We start from the raw sequence: 21837 nt of genomic DNA, 5'->3' as shown, positions 1-21837 counted from the left end.
ACTCCTACACCCAAAGCGGATTTTTACTCAGCTCGCCCAGACATTTCCCATGCCTGCGTGAGCCTCGTCATTCAAGGAGCCCACACCATGCATGCCATCAGCTTTATTCAGGATCTGGCGGTGATCATGTTGGTCGCAGGTGTGGTGACCGTGCTGTTCCACCGCTTCAAGCAGCCGGTAGTACTCGGCTACATCGTCGCCGGTTTCATCATCGGCCCGCACACACCGCCATTCGGCCTGATCCACGACGAAGAAACCATCAAGACCCTCGCCGAGCTGGGGGTGATTTTCCTAATGTTCTGCCTGGGCCTGGAGTTCAGCCTGCGCAAGCTGTTCAAGGTCGGCGCGACGGCCTTCATCGCGGCGTTCCTCGAAATTGTCCTGATGATCTGGATCGGCTACGAAATCGGCCGCTGGTTCGACTGGAACACCATGGATTCGCTGTTCCTCGGCGCGATCCTGGCGATTTCCTCGACCACCATCATCGTCAAGGCGCTCAACGACCTGAAGATGAAAAACGAGCGCTTCGCGCAGTTGATCTTCGGCGTGCTGATCGTCGAGGACATTCTCGGCATCGGCATCATCGCCTTGCTGTCGAGCATCGCGGTCAGCGGCACGGTGAGCTCCGGCGAAGTGTTTTCCACGGTCGGCAAGCTCTCGCTGTTCATGATCGTCGCGCTGGTAATCGGCATTCTGCTGGTGCCGCGACTGTTGGCCTACGTGGCGAAATTCGAAAGCAACGAGATGCTGCTGATCACCGTGCTCGGGCTGTGCTTCGGCTTCTGCCTGCTGGTGGTCAAACTCGAGTACAGCATGGTGCTCGGGGCGTTCCTGATCGGCGCGATCATGGCCGAGTCGCGGCAACTGCTGAAAATCGAGCGACTGATCGAGCCGGTACGCGACCTGTTCAGTGCGATCTTCTTCGTCGCCATCGGCCTGATGCTCGATCCGATGATCCTTCTGCAATACGCGTGGCCGATTGCGGTGATCACTGTGGCCGTGGTGCTGGGCAAGATGCTGTCCTGCGGCCTCGGGGCGTTTATCGCGGGGAATGACGGACGCACCTCACTGCGGGTCGGGATGGGGCTTTCGCAGATTGGCGAATTTTCTTTCATCATCGCGGCGCTGGGGATGACCCTGCAGGTCACCAGCAACTTCCTGTATCCGGTGGCCGTGGCGGTTTCGGTGATTACCACGTTGCTGACGCCGTACCTGATCCGGGCTGCCGATCCGCTGTCGATCAAGCTGTCCGCCGCGATGCCGCAGCGCCTCGGTCGAGTGTTCGGAATGTACGGCGAATGGCTGCGCAGCATTCAGCCGCAGGGTGAGGGCGCGATGCTGGCGTCGATGATCCGGCGGATCCTGCTGCAGGTCGGGGTCAATCTGGCGCTGGTGATCGCGATTTTCTTTGCTGGCGCTTTCTTTGCCGGACGCCTCTCGATCTGGATGCAGGACTGGATCAGCGATCCTAGCTGGCAGAAGGCGTTGATCTGGGGCGGGGCGTTGCTGGTGTCGTTGCCGTTCCTGATCGCGGCCTATCGCAAGCTCAAGGCGCTGTCGATGCTGCTGGCGGAGATGGGCGTGAAGCCGGAAATGGCCGGGCGTCACACGCAGCGAGTGCGCCGGGTGATCGCCGAAGTGATCCCGATCATCTCGCTGCTGGTGATTTTCCTGCTGTTGGCAGCCTTGTCGGCCAGTATCTTGCCGACCAACAAGTTGCTGGTGCTGATCGCCGTGGTCGCGGCCGCCGTGGCGGCGCTGCTCTGGCGCTGGTTCATCCGGGTGCACACGCGGATGCAGGTGGCCTTGCTGGAAACCCTCGACAACCACAAGGAGCCGTCGGGGCACTGACCACCCATGGGGAGGGGCGTTTCAGCTTTCCAACCAGACGTCCCGAGCCCAGTGCCAGACCGATTCCCAGGACTCTTCGGTGATCAGTTCTTCTTCGCCCGACCACAGCACCACGGTGCCGTCTTCTTCGACGCAGTAGTAGTCATCACCGTCCTGGCAGATCGGAATCAGGTCGCGCGGCACGCCGGCATCCCAGGCGTTGGCGGCAACGTCCGGCAGGTAGGTGTGGGATTGCGGGTCGGTGACGGTCGCCGGCTCCAGGCTGCCGTAAACCACGTCGCTGACGGTCAGCAGAAACTCTTTGAAGACGAACGGGATGTTGATGAAGAGCTCTTCTTCGATTTCCACCAACTGGTCTTCGTCGGGCAACTCCAGGGGAACCGGTACGGGTTCGTTGGCTTCGCGCAGTTGTTCGATGATTTCTTCCACGTCCGGGATCCTCTTGCTTGAATGGCGCGGTTTATATGGGGCGGTTTATACAGTAGCTCGCTATAGATGCAACCGCGAAATAGAAAACCCCGGCCGAGGCCGGGGTTTTCATTACTGCGGGTAAAACGTCGGAGGTGATCAGCCGTTCTGGCGGATACCGGCGACCAGCCAAGGCTGGTTGTCGCCCTGTGGACGTTCCATGTTCCAGCTTTCGCTGAACACTTCGCCCTGCTGGTCGAAACGCGAAGTCTTCGACACGCCGCTGAAGGTCAGCGTGGCAATGGTCTTGTCCGCACGGTCATCCACGCCATCCAGTTGCACCTGGAGATTGTCGATGTAGGTGGACTGGAACGCATCACCCAGTTCCGCACGCTCGCGCTTGAGGAACTCGAACATTTGCGGAGTCACGAACTCGGCGATCTTGTCCATTTCGTTGGCGTCCCAGTGCTGCTGCAGCGCCTGGAAGTGGCTGCGGGCGGCTTCAAGGAAGCGCTGTTCGTTGAACCAGGCCGGCGCGTTGATCACCGGACGGGCGGCAGCAGGCGCGGCCGAACCACCGAAGATCGAACCCATGGCTGCTGGTTTCTGTTCAAACACTTCACGCTGCATCGGCGCGCCGGCCGGAGCGAACTGCTCCTGCTGCTTGCGACGACGGGCGGCGATGAAGCGGAAGATCACGAACGCGATCACGGCCATGATCAGGATGTCGAAGAACTGCATGCCTTCGAAGCCACCGCCCATGAACATGGAAGCGAGCAGGCCACCGGCCGCGATGCCGGCCAGAGGGCCGAGCCATTTCGAAGCACCGCCGGCCTTGGCCGCAGCGCCCGCGGCACCGGCAGCACCAGCGGTCGCCGCAGCGCCGCCCATGCCTGGGGAAGAAGGAGCCATCTGGCTGGTCTGGTGCGTCGGCGCAGCGCCGGCGCTTTTGCCACCACCAAAGCGCTTGGCGTTGGCGTCGAGGCTCATCGTCAGGCCGATGCACAACGCCATGGCGATGCTAAGAAAACGTTTCATAAAGGGAATTCCCGTTTGTGGAGACACGCGCGCCATGTTGCACAGCTGAAGTGTTACTGGCTAGCGAGAGAGTGTTTCGGGCTTTTGCCTGACAGGTTACGTTCAGCTCGGTCGGGGCAATAAGGCCATTTACTTTTGTCTGTAGGAAAAGGCGATAGGTTCAGCAGGAAATGGATCAGCGCCGCAAGGCCAGCATCACCACACCGGCGGTGATCAGGCCGATGCCGCCCCACTGGCGCAGGTCGAGTTTCTCGCCCAGCAGGATCACACCGAGCACCGCCACGAAGACCACGCTGAGCTTGTCCACCGGGGCGACCAGCGATGCCGGTCCGACTTTCAACGCCCGGAAGTAGCACAGCCACGAAGCGCCGGTGCCCAGGCCCGACAACAGCAGGAACAGGTAGCTCTTGGCGGAGATCGATCCCAAGGACTGATATTGGCCCGTGGCGTACAAAATCAAGGCCAGACTCACCAATACGACGATTGTGCGCAGGAGGGTGGCGAAGTCGGAGTTGACGTTTTCGATGCCGATCTTGGCGAAGATGGCCGTCAGCGCGGCGAAAGTAGCCGAGAGCAGGGCCCAGAACGTCCAGGAAGAAAAAAAGCCCGAGCCCATCGATGTTGCCTCCAGTGTTCGTGTCCGATCGTTCCCACGCTCTGCGTGGTAACGCCGCCATGGACGCTCCGCGTCCACATTGACGCAGAGCGTCACGGGATGCATTCCCACGCAGAGCGTGGGAACGATGAGCAACGACGGGCTGCCCTTAAATGGCTTCCAGCTTCGCGTACCCGAGCATCAGCCACTTGCTGCCTTCGGCGAAGTTCACCTGCACCCGCGCCTGGGCGCCGGCGCCCTCGAAATTGAGGATCACGCCGTCGCCGAAGATCGAGTGACGGACAGCCTGACCAAGGCTCAGGCCGGTTTCCGGAATCTCGCTGCCGCTGAACAGGTTGCTGCCGCCCATCGACTGGTTGCCGCCGAACGGCCGGCTGACGCTGTTGGACAGACGCACTTCCTGAATCAGGCCTTTCGGTACTTCCCGTACGAAACGCGACACCTTGTTGTAGGTTTCGCTGCCGTACAGGCGTCGGGTTTCAGCATAGGTCATCACCAGATTCTGCATCGCCCGGGTAATGCCGACATAGGCCAGTCGCCGCTCCTCCTCAAGGCGCCCCGGTTCTTCCAGGCTCATCTTGTGCGGGAACAGGCCTTCTTCCATGCCCACCAGGAACACGTAAGGGAATTCCAGGCCCTTGGCGCTGTGCAGGGTCATCAACTGAATGCTGTCTTCGTGCTCGTCGGCCTGGGTGTCGCCGGCCTCCAGCGAAGCGTGACCGAGGAACGCCGCCAGCGGCGTCAGCTCTTCGTCTTCTTCGGTGTTCTCGAAGTTGCGCGCGGCGCTGACCAGTTCCTCAAGGTTTTCCACCCGGGCCTGGCCTTTCTCGCCTTTTTCCGCTTCGTGGTAGGCGATCAGTCCGGATTGCTCGATAACGGTCTGGGTCATCAGGTGCAACGGCATCTCGGCGCACTTGGCGGCGAGGTTTTCGATCAGTTCGATAAATGCGCCCAGCGCACCGGCGGCGCGACCGGTCAGACCTTTGTTGGCCACCAGCTGGCGCATGGCTTCCCACATCGACACATCGCTGTGGCGCGCATGGTCGCGGATCGCTTCGACGGTTTTCTCGCCGATGCCGCGAGCCGGGACGTTGATCACCCGCTCCAGGGCCGCATCGTTGCCGCGACCTTCCAGCAAACGCAGGTAAGCCATGGCGTTCTTGATTTCCGCCCGCTCGAAGAAGCGCTGGCCGCCATAGATGCGGTACGGAATGCGTTCACGCAGCAAGGCTTCTTCCAGAACGCGCGATTGGGCGTTGGAGCGGTAGAGAATCGCGATATCGCTGCGAGCCAGGCCGGTTTTCAGCGCGCTTTCGATGGTTTCGACAACGTAGCGTGCTTCATCATGTTCGTTGAACGCGGCGTAAAGATTGATCGCTTCGCCATCGCCGCCGTCGGTCCACAACTCTTTGCCGAGACGCCCGGTGTTGTTGGCGATCAGGGCGTTGGCAGCCTTGAGAATGCCGGCCGTGGAGCGGTAGTTCTGCTCCAGACGGATGGTCACCGAATCCGGGAAGTCCGAAGAATACTGGTGAATGTTTTCGATTTTCGCGCCGCGCCAGCCGTAGATCGACTGGTCGTCGTCGCCAACCACCATCAGGCTGTCGCCACCCTTGCCCAGCAGACGCAACCAGGCGTACTGCACGGCGTTGGTGTCCTGGAATTCGTCCACCAGAATATGTCGGAAACGCTTCTGGTAGTGCGCCAGCAGGCCCGGGTGGTCGCGCCACAGGTCGAGGGCGCGCAGCAGCAGTTCGGAGAAATCGATGACGCCGGCACGCTGGCACGCCGCCTCGTACGCTTCATAAATGCCGCGCATGGTGGCCAGGAACAGATCGCCGCTGGCTTGAATGTGTTGCGGACGCAGACCTTCGTCTTTCTGCCCGTTGATGAACCACTGGGCCTGACGGGCCGGCCAGCGTTGCTCGTCCAGTCCCAACTCGCGGATCACCCGCTTGACCAAGCGTTGCTGGTCGTCGCTGTCGAGAATTTGAAAGGTCTGGCTCAGCCCGGCTTCCTGCCAGTGCGCCCGCAACAGGCGGTGCGCCAGGCCGTGGAAGGTACCGACCCACATGCCGGCCGGGTTGATGCCCAGCAATTGCTCGATGCGGTGACGCATCTCGGCAGCGGCTTTATTGGTGAAGGTCACCGACAGAATCGAGTGGGGCGAGGCGTTTTCGACCTGGATCAACCAGGCGATACGGTGCACCAGCACTCGGGTTTTGCCGGAGCCGGCACCGGCCAGGACCAATTGACGACCAACGGGAGCCGCTACGGCCTGGCGTTGGGCATCGTTGAGGGAGTTCAGCAGAAGGGAGAGATCATCGCGCATCGGGGCATTCTAGGGTGCGCCGCAGGCCCGGGCAAACCGAGCTTTGCATTAGCCGATGAAAGTCCTGCCGATGACGACCGGTCGGTCACCGGCTACAGGCGTTGGCCCGCCTCGCTTGGGGGCTTTTGCGGGTGTCGGGAGGCTGAAAAGTTTCGGTGAAATTATGATCTGGGGCAGTTTGGCAAGTGGTTCGGCTTGTGTATGCTCCGTCCACGTTTCCGGGCGCATGCTCACACTTATAAGAACAAGAACGTTGCCTATGACCCTCAGCTTCGACCTGTCGGGCCCCTCTGTGGAACCCAGGGTAATCCGCAAGCATTACGCCACCCAGATGGCGGTCGAGCGCACGCGCCTTCTTTATCAGGGTTCGCTGTTGCCAACCCTGTTCATGTTGATCAATGGTCTGGTCTGCGCCGGTCTGCTCTGGAGTCCGCAGCGTTACTTCGTGGTCAGCGTCTGGCTGGTGTGGCTGCTGTCGCTGGTGGCGTTGCGGGTGATTCAGGTCGCGGCCTTCGATTCGGCGATTCCCGATCGCCAGGCCCAGCCGATCTGGGGGCGGATGTTCCTGCTCGGCTCGACCATGACCGGCCTGACCCTGGCCGGTGCCGGCATCGCCCTGGTCCCGGCCGACAACTTCATGCAGCAAGCCTGGGTGTTCGGCCTGATCGGTGCCGCGACCCTGTCGGCCAGCGTGGCCTACGCCGTGAGCATTCCGGCCTTCCTTTCCTTTACCTTGCCGTGCCTGCTGCCGGCCATCGGCTACCTGTTCTGGGGCGGTGACGAACTGGCGCGCGGCTGGGGCTGGCTCGGGCTGATCCTGCTCGGCTCGCTGAGTGTGGTGGCGTGGCAGGTCAATCGGCTGATTGATCGCGGTTTGCTGCGGCGCTTCCAGAACCAGCACCTGATCGAACACCTGCAACAGACACAAACTCGCAGCGAACAGCTCAATCAGGAGCTGGCGAAGGAAATCGAACATCGGCGTTGCGCCGAGGGCAAGTTGCGTGAAGCCCAAGTTGAACTGGAGGACCGAGTCGCCCAGCGCAGCCGGGAACTGGACGTCGCCAACCAGGCCCTGAGCAAGAGCGAGGCGCGCCTGGCCCTGGCGTTGAAAGCCAGTGAGCTGGGGCTGTGGGACTGGAACCTGCAGACCGACGAAGTTCACCACACACAGATTCAGGAACTGTTTGGCATTGACCCGGAATACGTCACCGGGCTGCTCAGGCATCTGCGGCCACGCCTGCACCCGGAAGATGTGCCACCGCTCAAACGAGCACTGATTGAGCACTTGAAGGGGCGCACCGAGGATTATCAGATCGAATACCGCGTGCGCCACGGCGACGGCCACTGGGTCTGGATCGAAGACCGTGGGCGAGCGGTGGAGCGCGACGAGAACGGGCGGGTCATCCGCATGGTCGGCACCCGCCGCGACATCAGCGTCAGCAAAAGCCTGGAAGCCCAGCAACAACTGGCGGCGACGGTGTTCGAGGCCGCCAGCGAAGGCATCGTGATCCTCGACCCGAATTATTCGCTGATCGCCATCAACCAGGCCTTCAGCCGGGTCACCGGGTATGACATCGACGACATGCTCGGGCGCAACGTCGTCGAACTGCCGTGCAGCCGCGACGCCCGTCGACACTACGTCGCGATCCGCCACGCGCTGGAGCAGCACGGCAGTTGGCAGGGCGAATTGGTGGAAACCCGCAAGAACGGCGAGCTGTATCCGCAATGGCTGCAATTGAATGCCGTGCGCGACAGTCGGGGAAATGTCAGTCATATCGTCGGCTTCTTCGCCGATCTGTCGGCGCGCCGCGAATCCGAAGAGCGCATGCGCTACCTGACCCACTACGACGAACTCACGGGTCTGGCCAACCGCTCGCTTTTCCGCGAACGCCTGCACGAAGCCCATCAGCGCGTGCGGCAGGGCGGGCGCCGGAGTCTGGCGCTGCTGCATATCAATCTGGATCGCTTCAAGCTGCTCAACGACAGCCTCGGTCATGAGATCGCCGACCAGTTGCTGCAAAAGATGTCGCGGCGGCTGGTCAATGCTCTGCCGGAAGCCGACACCATCGCCCGGCTGTCCGGCGATGAGTTCGCGGTACTGTTCGACGCCTACGGCAACCTGTCGAGCCTGGCGCGGGTCGCCACGCGACTGTCGAGCAAGCTGCGCCTGCCGTTGACCGTGGAAGGGCATGAGCTTGTAGTCAGCGCCTCGATGGGCATCAGCATGCTGCCGGACAACGCCCGGGAGATTTCCGCGCTGGTCAGCCAGTCGAATATGGCCATGCAACATGCCAAGCACCTGGGCGGCAACAACTTCCAGTTCTACACCGACAGTCTGCAGGCCAGCACGCTGGAGCGCCTGCAACTGGAAAACCAGCTGCGCAAAGCCATCGAGGAAAAGCAGCTCAACGTCTTCTATCAACCGAAACTGTGCCTGGCGACCGGGCGTCTCAACGCGGCGGAAGCGCTGGTGCGCTGGGATCACCCGACCATGGGCCGGGTACCGCCGGGGGATTTCATCGGTCTGGCCGAAGAAACAGGGCTGATCGGGCCGATCGGCGAATTCGTCCTGCGTCAGGCCTGCTGGCAGGCGTGTGAATGGCAGCGTCAGGGGCTGGCGCCGATCCGGGTTTCGGTGAACCTGTCGGTGCATCAACTGCGCCAGGGCAAACTGGTCAGTCTGGTGCGTCAGGTGCTGGAGGAAACCGGCCTGGCACCGCACTACCTCGAACTGGAACTGACCGAAAGCCAGCTGCTCGACAGCGTCGAACACATCATCGCCACGTTCCAGCAGTTGCGGGATCTGGGGGTGAAACTGGCGATCGACGATTTCGGCACCGGCTATTCATCGCTGAGCTATCTGAAGCGGATTCCGGTGGACTACGTGAAGATCGATCAGGCCTTTATTCGCGGGTTGGGCGAGGGCAGCGAGGACGCGGCGATCACCCGGGCGATCATTGCGATGGCTCACGGGCTGTCACTGAAAGTTGTCGCCGAAGGTGTCGAGCGATCCGAGCAGCTGGCGTTTCTGAAAGCTGAAGGTTGCGACGAGGTGCAGGGCTATCTGATCAGCCGTCCGGTGGAGGCGGTCGGCCTTGCCGCGTTGCTGCGTGAACAGGAAAAACCGCTGTAAAGGGCTACATGCAGCGCATGTCGCCTGATCCGGGGGGATCGAGTTACGCATTGAGCAGGCAAAAAGCCGATTCATGTAGTATAACTACAAACTTGCTACATCCCCGGCATCTGGCCAAAGCACATCTTTCCATAACAAGAGTCCAGCCCCTTGAATCTGCTGCAACACATCGCCCAGTCACGTCACCTGTTACGCAAGTCGGAGCTCAAGGTCGCCGACCACGTGCTGCTTGACCCTGCGGCAGTGATGCACAGTTCCATGGCCGACCTGGCTCACAGCGTCGGCATCAGCGAGCCGACCATCGTGCGCTTCTGCCGGGCCATCGGTTGTTCCGGTTTTCAGGATCTGAAACTCAAGCTCGCGCAAAGCCTCGCGGCCGGCGCCAGCTTCGGTCAGTTCGCGATCCATGAAGACGACTCCGTCGCCGACTACAGCCTGAAGATTTTCGACACCACGTTGCACACGCTGATGGAGGTTCGCGAGAAGCTCGATCCTCTGGAGCTGCAACGCGCGGTGACGCTGATGTCCCAGGCCCAGCGCGTCGAGTTCTACGGTTTCGGTGCGTCGGGCGCGGTGGCGGCGGATGCGCAGCACAAGTTCTTCCGTCTGCTGCTGACCGCCGCGGCGTATTCCGACCCGCATATGCAGGCGATGTCGGCGGTGACGCTGAAGCCGACAGACGTGGCGATCTGCATTTCCCAGTCCGGCCGTTCCAAAGACTTGCTGATCACCGCCAACCTCGTTCGCGAGAGCGGTGCGTCGCTGATCACCTTGTGCCCGAGCCAGACACCGCTGGCCGAGCTGTCGACCGTCAACCTGGCGATCGACGTTCACGAAGACACCGAAATCTACACGCCGCTGACTTCGCGTATCGCTCACCTGGTGGTGATCGACGTACTGGCGATGGGCGTGGCCATGGCGCGCGGGCCGAGCCTGGTCAACCACCTCAAGAGCGTCAAGCGCAGCCTGCGCAGCTTGCGGCTGTCGCCAAAATCGGTGAAAGCGCTGGATGATTGATTGTGGTGGGGTGATGGCAATCTTCATCTGCCTGTAACCCCGACGCAGCCAAATCGTCATCCACCGCGCCTATCGTGAAACTCCCGTAAACGCCTTGGGAGACTCGAAATGGCTCAGCCTTACGAAGAACGCAACAGCGCCGCGAAAACCCGTCGTCAGCAGGAAGACCAGCGCCGCATGGAGTTTCGCCGCGCCATCGAAGATCGCTTCGAACTTCGCCAGCTTCAGGCCGAAATCGGCGATTTTCCCGAGGATATCAATCACTGGCAGGCAGCACCGGCAGCTTCCCGTCGAAGCGCTCAACCAGCGCGCTGATCTGCACCCGTTCGCTGCGGATAAACGCCAGGAAGGCGTGCGCCACCGGTGACAGCCGCTTGGCTTTGGCTTGCACCAGGCACCAGCTGCGAAACAGCGGCAATTCTTCGACCGGCAGCTCGACCAGGCCGCCGGTCGCCAGCTCCAGGTTAAGGGCGTGGCGCGTCAACAGCGCCAGGCCCAGACCCGCTACCACGCATTCACGCTGGGCTTCGGCCGACGCCACTTCCTGGGTCTGGGTGAAGTGCACGCGCTTCTCCTTGAAATACTCCTCGCAGGCCAGTCGCGTGCCCGAGCCGGGTTCGCGGATCAGCAGGGTGTACGGCTCAAGGTCCTGCAAGCGCAGTGGGCCCATGTGCGCCAGCGGATGATCCGGCCGCGCCACGGCAACGATCGGGTTGTTGAGGAACGGCAGGAATTCCAGGCCCATGTCCTGGGGCACCATCGACATGATCACCAGATCGTCGCGGTTGTCGGAGAGCCGGCGGATCACCTGGCCACGGTTGACCACCGTCAGTTGCAGATTTACTTCCGGATGCTGACGCTTGAACGCCGCGAACAGATGCGGCACGAAGTATTTGGCGCTGGATTCCACCGCCAGCTTCAACTGGCCCTGCAGCGAGCCCTGCATGTCCGAGAGCTGCATGTCGAGGTTTTCCAACCGGCCGAAGATGTCCCGGCTGGCGCGCTGAAGTGCTTCGGCCGCTTCGGTCATGTAGAGTTTTTTGCCCACGTAATCGAATAATGGCTGGCCGATCAGCTCTTCGAGCTGACGAATCTGTAGGCTGACGGCCGGTTGTGTGAGCGACATTTCCTCGGCGGCACGGCTGTAGGAGCGCAAATCGCACACTTCGTTGAAGATCTGCAATTGACGCAATGTCATACGCATCAGGGACTTACGCATTTTCTACTGACTCTGGCCATTGGCTGATGCACTGACTATAAGTCTTTACTTATGCCTGACCCAATTTTTATTCATTTTTGTTAATCCCTTGTCAGCGCTAGTGTGGAGCCGAGACCAGATTGAAACATTTGGTCACGTGCCGACCTGGGTCTAGCAGGTCGTGGTGCCACCGGCTCAAGGGAACCTCCAAGTGATAACAAAGATCCTGATCGCCAACCGTGGTGAGATTGCCGTACGAATCGTGCGTGCCTGCGCCGAGATGGGCATCCGTTCGGTCGCGATCTATTCCGACGCCGACCGGCATGCCTTGCATGTGAAGCGTGCGGACGAGGCCCACAGCATTGGTGCCGAGCCGCTGGCCGGTTACCTGAACCCGCGCAAGCTGGTGAACCTGGCCGTGGAAACCGGCTGCGATGCGCTGCACCCCGGCTACGGTTTCCTCTCGGAAAACGCCGAGCTGGCAGACATCTGCGCCGAACGCGGAATCAAATTCATCGGCCCGTCGGCGGAAGTCATCCGCCGCATGGGCGACAAGACCGAAGCGCGCCGCAGCATGATCAAGGCCGGCGTACCGGTCACGCCGGGCACCGAAGGCAACGTTTCGGGCATCGAGGAAGCATTGAGCGAGGGCGACCGCATCGGTTACCCGGTGATGCTCAAGGCCACTTCCGGTGGTGGCGGTCGCGGTATCCGTCGCTGCAACAGCCGCGAAGAACTCGAACAGAATTTCCCCCGGGTCATTTCCGAAGCCACCAAGGCCTTCGGTTCGGCGGAAGTGTTCCTGGAAAAATGCATCGTCAATCCGAAACACATCGAAGCGCAGATCCTCGGCGACAGCTTCGGCAACGTCGTGCATCTGTTCGAACGTGACTGCTCGATCCAGCGCCGCAACCAGAAGCTGATCGAAATCGCTCCGAGCCCGCAGTTGACCCCGGAACAGCGCGCCTACATCGGCGACCTGTCGGTGCGCGCAGCCAAGGCCGTGGGTTACGAAAACGCCGGCACCGTGGAGTTCCTGCTCGCCGAGGGCGAGGTGTACTTCATGGAGATGAACACCCGGGTGCAGGTGGAACACACCATCACCGAAGAAATCACCGGGATCGACATCGTCCGCGAACAGATCCGCATCGCCTCCGGCCTGCCGCTGTCGGTGAAGCAGGAGGACATCCAGCACCGCGGTTTTGCCCTGCAATTCCGGATCAACGCCGAAGACCCGAAAAACAACTTCCTGCCGAGCTTCGGCAAGATCACGCGCTACTACGCCCCCGGCGGCCCTGGCGTGCGTACCGACACGGCGATCTACACCGGCTACACCATCCCGCCGTTCTACGACTCGATGTGCCTGAAACTGGTGGTCTGGGCGCTGACCTGGGAAGAGGCCATGGACCGTGGCCTGCGCGCCCTCGACGACATGCGTCTGCAAGGCGTGAAGACCACCGCCGCGTATTACCAGGAAATCCTGCGCAACCCGGAATTCCGTAGCGGCCAGTTCAATACCAGCTTCGTTGAAAGCCACCCTGAACTGACCAACTACTCGATCAAGCGCAAACCCGAAGAGCTGGCCCTGGCCATCGCCGCCGCCATCGCCGCCCACGCAGGCCTGTGAGGAATAGAACAATGACTAAAAAGATTTTCGTAACCGACACCATCCTGCGCGACGCTCACCAATCGCTGCTCGCCACCCGCATGCGCACCGAAGACATGCTGCCGATCTGCGACAAGCTCGACAAAGTCGGCTACTGGTCGCTGGAATGCTGGGGCGGTGCGACCTTCGACGCCTGCGTGCGTTTCCTGAAAGAAGACCCGTGGGAGCGTCTGCGCCAACTGCGCGCGGCGCTGCCCAACACCCGTCTGCAAATGCTCCTGCGCGGGCAGAACTTGCTGGGGTACCGCCACTACAGCGATGACGTGGTCAAAGCGTTCGTCGCCAAGGCCGCAGTCAACGGCATCGACGTGTTCCGTATCTTCGACGCGATGAACGACGTGCGTAACCTGCGCGTGGCGATCGAAGCGGTGAAGGCTGCCGGCAAACACGCCCAGGGCACCATCGCCTACACCACCAGCCCGGTGCATACCATCGACGCGTTCGTCGCCCAGGCCAAGCAAATGGAAGCCATGGGTTGCGACTCGGTGGCGATCAAGGACATGGCCGGTCTGCTGACCCCATACGCCACCGGTGAGCTGGTACGTGCACTGAAAGCCGAGCAGTCGCTGCCAGTGTTTATCCACTCCCACGACACCGCCGGCCTGGCAGCCATGTGCCAGCTCAAGGCCATTGAAAACGGTGCCGACCACATCGACACCGCCATCTCCAGCTTCGCTTCGGGCACCAGCCACCCTGGCACCGAATCGATGGTCGCTGCACTCAAAGGCACCGAGTTCGATACCGGTCTGAACCTGGAGCTGTTGCAGGAAATCGGCCTGTACTTCTACGCCGTGCGCAAGAAGTACCACCAGTTTGAAAGCGAATTCACCGCCGTCGATACTCGTGTTCAAGTCAACCAGGTGCCGGGCGGGATGATTTCCAACCTGGCCAACCAGTTGAAAGAGCAGGGCGCTCTGAACCGCATGGGCGAAGTGCTGGCGGAGATTCCGCGCGTGCGTGAAGACCTTGGCTTCCCGCCGCTGGTGACCCCGACTTCGCAGATCGTCGGCACCCAGGCGTTCTTCAACGTGCTGGCCGGCGAGCGCTACAAGACCATCACCAACGAGGTGAAGCTTTACCTGCAAGGCGGCTACGGCAAGGCGCCGGGCACCGTGAACGAGAAGCTGCGTCGTCAGGCCATCGGCAGCGAAGAGGTGATCGACGTACGCCCGGCCGACCTCCTCAAGCCGGAAATGGCCAAGCTGCGTGCCGATATCGGCGCACTGGCCAAGTCCGAAGAAGACGTGCTGACATTCGCCATGTTCCCGGACATCGGTCGCAAGTTCCTCGAAGAGCGTGCCGCCGGCACCCTCACTCCGGAAGTGCTGCTGCCGATCCCGGAAGCGGGCAAGGTGGCTTCGGCCGGCGGCGAAGGCGTACCGACCGAGTTCGTCATCGACGTGCATGGCGAAACCTACCGCGTGGACATCACCGGTGTCGGCGTCAAGGCTGAGGGCAAGCGTCACTTCTACCTGTCCATCGACGGCATGCCGGAAGAAGTGGTGTTCGAGCCGCTCAACGAATTCGTCGGCGGCGGCAGCAGCAAGCGCAAGCAGGCTTCGGCCCCGGGCCACGTCAGCACCACCATGCCGGGCAACATCGTCGATGTGCTGGTCAAGGAAGGCGACACCGTCAAGGCGGGCCAGGCTGTGCTGATCACCGAAGCGATGAAGATGGAGACCGAAGTCCAGGCGGCGATTGCCGGCAAGGTCACCGCCATTCATGTCGCCAAGGGCGACCGGGTGAACCCGGGCGAAATCCTGATCGAGATCGAAGGCTGAGATAACGGCCTCGATACAACGCTTTAAACCTCGGGGGGGCATGTGCTCCCCTTTTTTTTTGCTTTCAAATTGCTGCCGCACCGTGCGGCAGCAACCCGTCCGGACTTAGAACGCCATTCGCCATTGCCCCGATACGCCGTGGTTTCGGCTGTCGGTACCGATCTCACCCGACAAGCCAACACCGAGTGTGTGGCTGGACGAGACGGCCAGATCAAGCCCGGTGTCGAGCGTCAGGCTGTTGCGATCCAGCTCCGCGCCGTAAACGGTGTAGTCATGGCCGCCGGTGACCAGACGTTGCCGGGTGCTGGTGTAGGTCTCGCCATAAACGTGTTTCCACCCCGCGCTGAGTCGTGGCGTGAGGTGCATGCCGTTATCCAGCGTGCTGACTTTCGCCATGCGCAGGCCGACGGTGGTGTTGAAGTTGCCTTGGGATTGAGCGTGAACCTTGAGCGCCGCCGCTCCGCCTTTCTCGGTGTAGCCGTCGCGCTGGTAGCGTTGGTAACCGAGGCTGGCAAATGGCTCGATGCTGACGTTGGCCCGACCCAGGTTGTATCCCGACTCGATGAACACTTGCTGGGTGCTGGCCTGGTAGTTGCCTTTCAGTCGGTCATGGAAGCGGCCGAACGCGACTTCGCGGCGGGTACTGCCTTCATGGTTGCTCCAGGCTGCGCCGAGCCGAAGTGACAGCGGGCCGGTCTGACGCAAGGCGTAAGCGCCGAGGTGCCAACTGTCGAGGTCGCCGTCCAGTTCCTTGCTGTCCATGCGCGTATCGGAGGTGCCGCCCATCAAACCCAGGCGCCATTCTTCGTCGAGGCGCCAGTCCGCACCGAGCAGCAGGCCTTTGGTGGAATGCTGCATGGGCTCCACATCGCGATCCAGTTTCCCGCTATGGCCGAGGGCCTGCAGCCAGACCCTGCCGCTCTCGGCGTTTCCGGCCGCGTGGCGCGGTGCGTTTGGCTGGTTTTCATGCAGGTTATCGAGCTGGTGCATGGCCGACAGCAGGCTGGCGCTGACCGGTGTGACGCTGCTCAAGGTGGCCTTGGCGAGGTTGGCGTTGCTGCCGCCGGCCAGTTGATCGAGGGCGACGGCGGCTGTGACTTTGTCGCTGGTGAGCAGGGCCGCCACGGCTGCGTTGCCCGGTGATGAAGGGGAATCCGTTGACTGCGGCTGGTCAACCACTTGGGTTTGTTGAGCTGCGGGTGTTTCGGCCAGAACCGGTTCCGGTAAGGGCACTGGTTTTTCCAGGCTTTCTTCGAGCGCGCTGCCGCTTTGCGTCTTGGCGACTTTCTCGGCGGGAATGTCCTCGGGTGCAGGAAGGGGGGAAGCTGGAATCTCAGTGCTGACCGGAAATGTTTCTGGCGTCGGAGCGATACTTTCTGCAAGCAGTGGCTCTGGAGCTAGGCTGGGCAGAGCAGGTTTTTCTTTCTTCTTGCGCGCAGGCTTGGGTTTCACTTCGTCCATGACGGGCGCATCGGGCTCCGACTGCTCCGCCAGAGAAAATTCCACGCAACCGACTGCCAGCGCAACCGCCAGCACAAGATGTTGAAGCTTGTATTTGCATTGAATGGGCATTCAGTTCGTCTCATGTGAAATGAGGCCAAACTGTAAAAGTCGATGCCGGTCCACCGATGCCGGGCAATTCCGAGTCGGATGCAGGTGATGGCGTCTGCTTTTGTAGCCCGGGCGCTGGCAGGTAATGAACCCGCCATGATTACCCGATCGACCAGGCGCCTTTACCTACAACTCCCGCTGAAATCCGGATTGGCGAAATCTCAAAAACTCATCTGCCACTGCCCGATCAACCCGTGATTACGGCTGTTGCTACCAATCTCGCCGCTGTATCCCAGCCCCAGCGTATGCCGCGCGGAAATGCCAAGATCCAGCCCTGCTTCGAGTACGAGGCTGTCGCGATCCAGCGAGCTGCCATCGACGCTGAACGCCGTGCCACCGACCATGAATGCTTGACGGGTCGAGCTGCTGACATCGCCGTAGGTGTGCTTCCAGCCGGCGGCCATGCGCGGGGTCAGGGCCATGCCATTGTCCAGTGAGCTGAGGTGCGCCAGGCGCACACCGAAGGTGCTGCTGAAGTTGTCCTGGGTCTGACTGTCGACCTGCAAGGCCGCGGCGCCACCCTTTTCCTGATAGCGGTCGCGGTGATAGCGCTGGTAGCCGAGGCTGGCGAACGGTTCGGCGCTGAGCCGGCCAGTGCCCATGGCGTAGCCGAGTTCGGCGAAGGCTTGCTGGCTGTCGGCGTCGTAATCGCCTTTGGGACGATCACTGAAACCATTGAACGCGATGGTGCGTTTGCTTTCGCCCTGATGACCGCTGTACGCCGCGCCCAAGCGCAAGGCGATCGGACCGTTTTGATGCAGCGCATAAACGCCGGCGTGCCAGCTCTCGACATTGCCGTCGAAGCCGGTGGCGTCCAGGTCAGTCTTCGAATAGCCGCCGAGCACGCCCAGACGCCATTGTGGATTCAGTGCCCAGTCGGCACCGAGCACGCTGCCCTTGGTGCGCTGTTCCAGACCGCTGCTGCCGTGTTCGCCATCCAGCTTGCCGTAGCCGCCGATGGCCTGCAGCCAGAGCCGGCCCCGGGCGTTCGGATCATTCAGGTTTCGCGCTTCGGACGGTACGCCGTTGGCGGCGAGGATCGGTGTCTCACGCTGATCGAGGCCGACCATCAGGCCTGGACTGCCACCCATTTGCTGCATCGCCGAGAGCATGCTGCTGCCGACCTGGCTGCTGGCGCCGAGAGTGGCGCTGGTGAGGTTGGCGTTGCTGGTGCCGGCCAGTTGCTCGATGGCCGCGCCTGCACTGTTTTGAGTGGTGTTGAGCAAGGCGTTGTACAGCGCGTTGTTCTTGCCGATCGAGGCCAGGCTGTTGGCGGCGTTGCTGCCGTTGCCGGTGGCGGCGAATTCATTGAACGCCACGTCATTGCGGGTGTAAGTCAGGTCGACCTGCGTTGGCGTGTAAGCGAGGGTCGGCGTGAGGAACGCGTAGTCGCTGGTGACCGCGCCGAACGTGCCGTTGACCCGCGCTGCCTGCAGCACTGTGTAATGGCTCTGCCACGGATAAGTGCCGCTGCCGGGATTGACCGCCAGCGTTGCGCCGTTGAGGTTGGCCGTGCCGCCGACCTGGACCGGCGCGCTGCTGCCATCGGCATTGACGCCATAAGCGAGGGTGGATGCGCTGCCCATGTTCAAGTCGTGCACGATGGCCGCGGTGCCGAGGCGGGTGTCGGTGCGCAACGTGCCATTGACGTTGAGGTTGCCTACCGAACCGCCACCCGCATACATACCACCGACGTCCACGGTCAGGTTGCCGGCGATACCGCCCTGGTTGATCAGCGTGGCGCCGCTGCGCACGGCACCACCGTCGCTGAAGTCGCCGCTGCCGGTCAGCGTCCAGGCACCTTGTTTGACTTCCAGCCATTCAAGGTTGCGGCTGGCACCGAAGCTGCCGCCCGCCGCGTCGTCCATTACCACGCGGTCATAACCGCTACCGCCATCGACCACGCCGACAAAGCGGCTGCCGTTGCGCAGGGTCAGGCTATCATTGCCGCCGCCCAGATCCAGCGCCAGCCCGTTACTGCCGCTGACGGTGCCACCGTTGATCACGTTGTCGGCGAACTCACCGACGAATTTCACCCCGAAACCGTCGAGGCCCTGGATGGTGCCGAAGTTCTCCAGCGTGGTGGCCGCCAGCCCAGAACCACCGCTGCCGTCGTCCACCAGAATGGCGCTGTTGGCGCCGCTGATCAGCGCATCCATGGCGTTGAGGATATAGCCGCCGCCCAGCGCAATGCCTTCACTGCCATTGGCGAAGCCACCCTTGTCCACACCGCCGGCGCCGACGCCCTGGATGGTGCCGTAGTTTTCAATGTGGGCGATCTTGTCGATGTCCACGCCGTCGCCGTCGCCATTGGCTTGCAACCCGGAATAGGCGCCAGTGATGGTGCCGTGGTTGATCACCGTGCCGTCGCCATCGGAACCGAAACCGGAGCCGTTGCGCCCGGTGATTTGCCCGTAGTTGACCAGCGTCGCTCCCAGGTCGGTGGTGATGCCATGGCGCCCGCCCGAAATCACGCCGTAGTTGGTCACGTTGACACCGGTCGCGGTGTCGATATCGATGCCGTCGAACTTCTGGTCGGCGTTGTGCGAGTCACCGGTGGAGATCTCGCCGTAGTTGCTGATGGTCGCGTTGGCGCCGGTTTTCATGCCGTCGCTGGCGTCGCCACGAATCAGCCCACCCGCGCGGTTGATAATCGTGGTTTTCACCCCGTCGCTGCGCAACGCATCCAGATCCAGGCCTTGGCCTGTGGTCGAGCGAATGGTGCCGCTATTGTCGATCAACAGGCTGCCGCTGACGAAGTTGCTGTCGATGCGAATCGCGTCGTTGGAGCCGAGAATCTGCCCGCCGCTGCGGTTATAGATGGCGTAGTTTCGCGCCTGGGTCAGGTCGCCGCTGCTGTCGATGGCACGGCCACCGGTAGAAATGATCTTGCCGGCGTTGTCGATGATCACGCCGACACCGCTGGTGCCGTCCTTGAGGCTTACCGCCTTGCCGCTGTTGGTGATGCTGCCCGGCGCCGAAATTGTCAGCGTGTCGCTGCCACCCAATGTCTGCGATGCAGTCGTGGCGGTGTCGATTTGCACGGTCTTGCCGTGGGCGGCGCTGGCGGCGATCAGCAGGGCAATGGCAAACGACAGGCGCTGGGGCGGGAAGGGCATGGGGCGGACGTCCTTTTTGTTATAAGCGGGGCGTCCTGTATAGCGGAGGGTTTTTACAGAATGATGTACGGACTATGTGCATTCTTTTGCAGTTCAGGCCTCAGATTTGGACGTTCATCTGCAATTCATTGCAGATCCGACGGTGGCGAAGAGTCGAAATCGCAGCCTTGGACATCGCTTGAACGAGATGCCACAGGCTGCGCTCTTTTACGTTCACTGGTTCAACCGCGGCACTCAACCAACCCCTTCACCTGCCCATCCGCCGTCTGATTCTCATCGCTCAACCAGCGCTCGAACCCCGCCGCAATCGCCGGCCATTCCGAGTCCAGAATCGAGTACCACGCGGTGTCGCGGTTCTGGCCCTTGACCACCATGTGCTGGCGGAACACGCCTTCGAAGCTGAAGCCCAGACGCTCGGCCGCGTATTTGGAGCGGGCGTTGCCGTTGTTGCATTTCCATTCGAGGCGGCGATAGCCGAGGGCGAAGGATTCTTTGGCCAGCAGGTAGACCGCCTCGGTGCTTTTCGGCGAGCGCTGCATCGGGGCGCCGAAGGTGACGTGGCCGATTTCGATGCGGCCCTGTGCCGGGACGATCGACATCAGGCTGAGGATGCCTTGCACCTGGCCGCTGGCGCGGTCGATGACGCTGAAAAAATACGGGTCGCTGTGGGCGGCGTGGTTGTTCAGCCAGTCATTGAAGGCGCTGCGTTCCGGGAACGGGCCGTAGGGCAAGTAATCCCAGAGTTTCGGGTCGGCGCCGGGGCCTTGCAGGGCGTTGAACAGGTCGTCGCCGTGGCGTGCCGGGTCGAGTTTTTCCAGGCGGATGAAGCGGCCTTCGATCAGCGTGGTGGAGGGTGGCGGCACGCCTTTCCAGTCAGCGAGAGAAATCGTCATGCGCGTGGCTCCTTAAATGGCTTTGCGAAACTGGATGAAACCCGGGCGCTCGGCGATGCGCTCGTAGAGCTGGATCGCCGTGGCGTTGGTTTCGTGGGTCAGCCAGTGCACCTTGCAGCACCCGTCGGCCTTGGCCGTGGCGTAGACGTGTTCGATCAGCAGGCGACCGACGCCGGTGCCACGGGTTTGCGGCTCCACCAGCAGGTCTTGCAGGTAGCAGGAGTTTTCGATGCTCCAGTTCGAACGATGGTAGATGAAATGCACCATGCCCACCGCTTTGCCGTCAGCCCAGGCGAGGGCGGCATGGGTCGGTTCGTTCGGGTCGAGAAAACGCTGCCAGGTGCTCTGGCTGACGGCGTCCGGCAATTCAGTGTTGTAGAAGCGCAGGTAGGCCTGCCACAGCGGCAGCCAGGCCGCGTGATCGGCGGCGCTGACCGGACGGATGTCGATCTGACTCATGGTGATTTCCTTAACGCATCAAGTGAGCGAGGGTTTGATCGTTGATGTCGGAGCTGGCAGCCAGGCCTTCGCGCACGCCGGCGATATCTTCGACGCTACGGTTCTGGCTGAGCTTGCGCTTGCCTTCGAGGCGGTCGATCGGAATGGCGAACCCGACGATGGCCTTGAGCATGCCGTCGATGTAATCGGCCGGGGCATCGTCAACCGACCAGGGCTGGGCGCGGCCCGCTTCATGGCGGTCGGTGAGGGTGCTGACGATGTCCAGCAGGCGACCGCCATTGCTGAAGGTTTCGGCGTGACCGTAGGCATGCACAGCAACGTAGTTCCAGGTCGGCACGACTTTGCCGTGCTCGGCCTTGCTCGGGTAAAACCCCGGGCTGACGTAGGCATCGGCACCGGGAAAGATCAGCATCGCTTCGGCGCCGTCGCGCAGGTCTTTCCACTGCGGATTGGCTTTGGCCAGATGCCCGTACAGCGTGCCGTTCGGACCTTGTTCGCGATGCAGCAACACCGGCACATGACTGGCCTGCAAGCCTTGTTCGCCGTGGGTGACCAATATGGCGAGGCGGGTGGCGAGGATCAGTTCGTGCAGTTGGGACAAGTCTTCGATGGCAAAGGCGCGGGGTGTGTACATGGAGAAAATTTCCTTGGCGAATGCCTGCATCGTAGGCAGGCTATTGGTCTGTTGTAAGAGCCATTGATGACCAATTTCATA

16 protein-coding genes are annotated in these 21837 nt (G+C 61.7%); 6 read left to right on the top strand and 10 right to left on the bottom strand.

Features of this window, described 5'->3' with window-relative positions; all coding sequences use genetic code 11:
• The first annotated feature begins 87 nt into the window (after window positions 1-87).
• The gene (locus tag L6D82_RS16410; RefSeq protein WP_085686044.1) at window positions 88-1851 is read left to right on the top strand and encodes a cation:proton antiporter; all 1764 of its coding nucleotides are present in this window, start codon (window positions 88-90) and stop codon (window positions 1849-1851) included.
• Window positions 1852-1872: 21 nt separating this feature from the next.
• Here the strand turns inward: L6D82_RS16410 and L6D82_RS16405 are convergent, their stop codons facing one another.
• The 4 genes from L6D82_RS16405 to uvrD form a co-directional block, all read right to left on the bottom strand.
• Window positions 1873-2280, bottom strand: a complete 408-nt coding sequence (locus L6D82_RS16405; protein WP_236190480.1) for an SMI1/KNR4 family protein — start codon at window positions 2278-2280, stop codon at window positions 1873-1875.
• A 138-nt stretch (window positions 2281-2418) separates the two neighbouring features.
• A complete protein-coding gene (locus L6D82_RS16400) occupies window positions 2419-3297 on the bottom strand; it encodes a Tim44 domain-containing protein (protein ID WP_085653924.1) in 879 nt (292 codons plus the stop codon).
• Between the two features lie 175 nt (window positions 3298-3472).
• Entirely contained in the window at window positions 3473-3913 is a 441-nt protein-coding gene (locus tag L6D82_RS16395) for an EamA family transporter (protein ID WP_064379739.1), read from the bottom strand.
• 148 nt (window positions 3914-4061) lie between these two features.
• Window positions 4062-6245 carry a DNA helicase II gene (gene uvrD, locus L6D82_RS16390; protein ID WP_007954248.1) on the bottom strand — a complete coding sequence of 728 codons (2184 nt, stop codon included), beginning with the start codon at window positions 6243-6245 and terminating at the stop codon, window positions 4062-4064.
• A gap of 259 nt (window positions 6246-6504) precedes the next feature.
• On the opposite strand from uvrD, the gene L6D82_RS16385 reads away from it, so the two are divergent.
• From L6D82_RS16385 to L6D82_RS16375, 3 genes are all read left to right on the top strand, one after another.
• Window positions 6505-9378, top strand: a complete 2874-nt coding sequence (locus tag L6D82_RS16385) for a putative bifunctional diguanylate cyclase/phosphodiesterase (protein WP_236190477.1) — start codon at window positions 6505-6507, stop codon at window positions 9376-9378.
• A 150-nt stretch (window positions 9379-9528) separates the two neighbouring features.
• Window positions 9529-10395, top strand: coding sequence for a transcriptional regulator HexR (gene hexR, locus L6D82_RS16380; RefSeq protein ID WP_007954250.1), 867 nt, complete (start codon window positions 9529-9531; stop codon window positions 10393-10395).
• 108 nt (window positions 10396-10503) lie between these two features.
• Window positions 10504-10710: a PA3496 family putative envelope integrity protein gene (locus tag L6D82_RS16375; RefSeq protein ID WP_007954251.1), complete on the top strand. Its 207-nt coding sequence runs from the start codon at window positions 10504-10506 to the stop codon at window positions 10708-10710.
• On the opposite strand, the gene L6D82_RS16370 is transcribed toward L6D82_RS16375, so the two are convergent.
• Window positions 10652-11614: a LysR family transcriptional regulator gene (locus L6D82_RS16370; protein ID WP_007954252.1), complete on the bottom strand. Its 963-nt coding sequence runs from the start codon at window positions 11612-11614 to the stop codon at window positions 10652-10654. The genes L6D82_RS16375 and L6D82_RS16370 overlap by 59 nt on opposite strands.
• Before the next feature lie 190 nt (window positions 11615-11804).
• Between L6D82_RS16370 and L6D82_RS16365 the strand changes: the two genes are divergently transcribed.
• Complete coding sequence (locus L6D82_RS16365) at window positions 11805-13220, top strand: acetyl-CoA carboxylase biotin carboxylase subunit (protein ID WP_007954255.1); 1416 nt, start codon at window positions 11805-11807, stop codon at window positions 13218-13220.
• 11 nt (window positions 13221-13231) lie between these two features.
• Window positions 13232-15040: a sodium-extruding oxaloacetate decarboxylase subunit alpha gene (oadA, locus tag L6D82_RS16360; RefSeq protein WP_102717915.1), complete on the top strand. Its 1809-nt coding sequence runs from the start codon at window positions 13232-13234 to the stop codon at window positions 15038-15040.
• Window positions 15041-15145: 105 nt separating this feature from the next.
• Here oadA and L6D82_RS16355 read toward each other — a convergent pair whose 3' ends face one another.
• The 5 genes from L6D82_RS16355 to L6D82_RS16335 form a co-directional block, all read right to left on the bottom strand.
• Window positions 15146-16612: an autotransporter outer membrane beta-barrel domain-containing protein gene (locus tag L6D82_RS16355; protein ID WP_309295558.1), complete on the bottom strand. Its 1467-nt coding sequence runs from the start codon at window positions 16610-16612 to the stop codon at window positions 15146-15148.
• Window positions 16613-16812: 200 nt separating this feature from the next.
• On the bottom strand, window positions 16813-19770 hold the full coding sequence (locus L6D82_RS16350; protein ID WP_236190475.1) for an autotransporter outer membrane beta-barrel domain-containing protein: 2958 nt from the start codon (window positions 19768-19770) through the stop codon (window positions 16813-16815).
• 221 nt (window positions 19771-19991) lie between these two features.
• Entirely contained in the window at window positions 19992-20663 is a 672-nt protein-coding gene (locus L6D82_RS16345; RefSeq protein WP_102688441.1) for a GNAT family N-acetyltransferase, read from the bottom strand.
• Window positions 20664-20675: 12 nt separating this feature from the next.
• Window positions 20676-21122: a GNAT family N-acetyltransferase gene (locus L6D82_RS16340; protein WP_011336633.1), complete on the bottom strand. Its 447-nt coding sequence runs from the start codon at window positions 21120-21122 to the stop codon at window positions 20676-20678.
• A gap of 10 nt (window positions 21123-21132) precedes the next feature.
• A complete protein-coding gene (locus tag L6D82_RS16335; RefSeq protein WP_236190473.1) occupies window positions 21133-21756 on the bottom strand; it encodes an FMN-binding negative transcriptional regulator in 624 nt (207 codons plus the stop codon).
• Window positions 21757-21837: the final 81 nt, after the last annotated feature.

It is taken from the genome of Pseudomonas paraglycinae (assembly GCF_021601625.1).
Taxonomy (GTDB): Bacteria; Pseudomonadota; Gammaproteobacteria; order Pseudomonadales; family Pseudomonadaceae; genus Aquipseudomonas; species Aquipseudomonas paraglycinae.
This window is presented reverse-complemented; position numbering and strand designations above follow the sequence as displayed.

What these genes read in the sequence shown, in the direction of transcription:
- L6D82_RS16350 (WP_236190475.1), bottom strand. Translation starts at nt 19,770, where the DNA reads ATGCCCTTCCCGCCCCAGCGCCTGTCGTTTGCCATTGCCCTGCTGATC.
- L6D82_RS16410 (WP_085686044.1), top strand. Translation starts at nt 88, where the DNA reads ATGCATGCCATCAGCTTTATTCAGGATCTGGCGGTGATCATGTTGGTC.
- L6D82_RS16395 (WP_064379739.1), bottom strand. Translation starts at nt 3,913, where the DNA reads ATGGGCTCGGGCTTTTTTTCTTCCTGGACGTTCTGGGCCCTGCTCTCG.
- L6D82_RS16385 (WP_236190477.1), top strand. Translation starts at nt 6,505, where the DNA reads ATGACCCTCAGCTTCGACCTGTCGGGCCCCTCTGTGGAACCCAGGGTA.
- L6D82_RS16370 (WP_007954252.1), bottom strand. Translation starts at nt 11,614, where the DNA reads ATGCGTAAGTCCCTGATGCGTATGACATTGCGTCAATTGCAGATCTTC.
- L6D82_RS16340 (WP_011336633.1), bottom strand. Translation starts at nt 21,122, where the DNA reads ATGAGTCAGATCGACATCCGTCCGGTCAGCGCCGCCGATCACGCGGCC.
- L6D82_RS16375 (WP_007954251.1), top strand. Translation starts at nt 10,504, where the DNA reads ATGGCTCAGCCTTACGAAGAACGCAACAGCGCCGCGAAAACCCGTCGT.
- L6D82_RS16400 (WP_085653924.1), bottom strand. Translation starts at nt 3,297, where the DNA reads ATGAAACGTTTTCTTAGCATCGCCATGGCGTTGTGCATCGGCCTGACG.
- L6D82_RS16345 (WP_102688441.1), bottom strand. Translation starts at nt 20,663, where the DNA reads ATGACGATTTCTCTCGCTGACTGGAAAGGCGTGCCGCCACCCTCCACC.
- uvrD (WP_007954248.1), bottom strand. Translation starts at nt 6,245, where the DNA reads ATGCGCGATGATCTCTCCCTTCTGCTGAACTCCCTCAACGATGCCCAA.
- L6D82_RS16355 (WP_309295558.1), bottom strand. Translation starts at nt 16,612, where the DNA reads ATGCCCATTCAATGCAAATACAAGCTTCAACATCTTGTGCTGGCGGTT.
- L6D82_RS16335 (WP_236190473.1), bottom strand. Translation starts at nt 21,756, where the DNA reads ATGTACACACCCCGCGCCTTTGCCATCGAAGACTTGTCCCAACTGCAC.
- oadA (WP_102717915.1), top strand. Translation starts at nt 13,232, where the DNA reads ATGACTAAAAAGATTTTCGTAACCGACACCATCCTGCGCGACGCTCAC.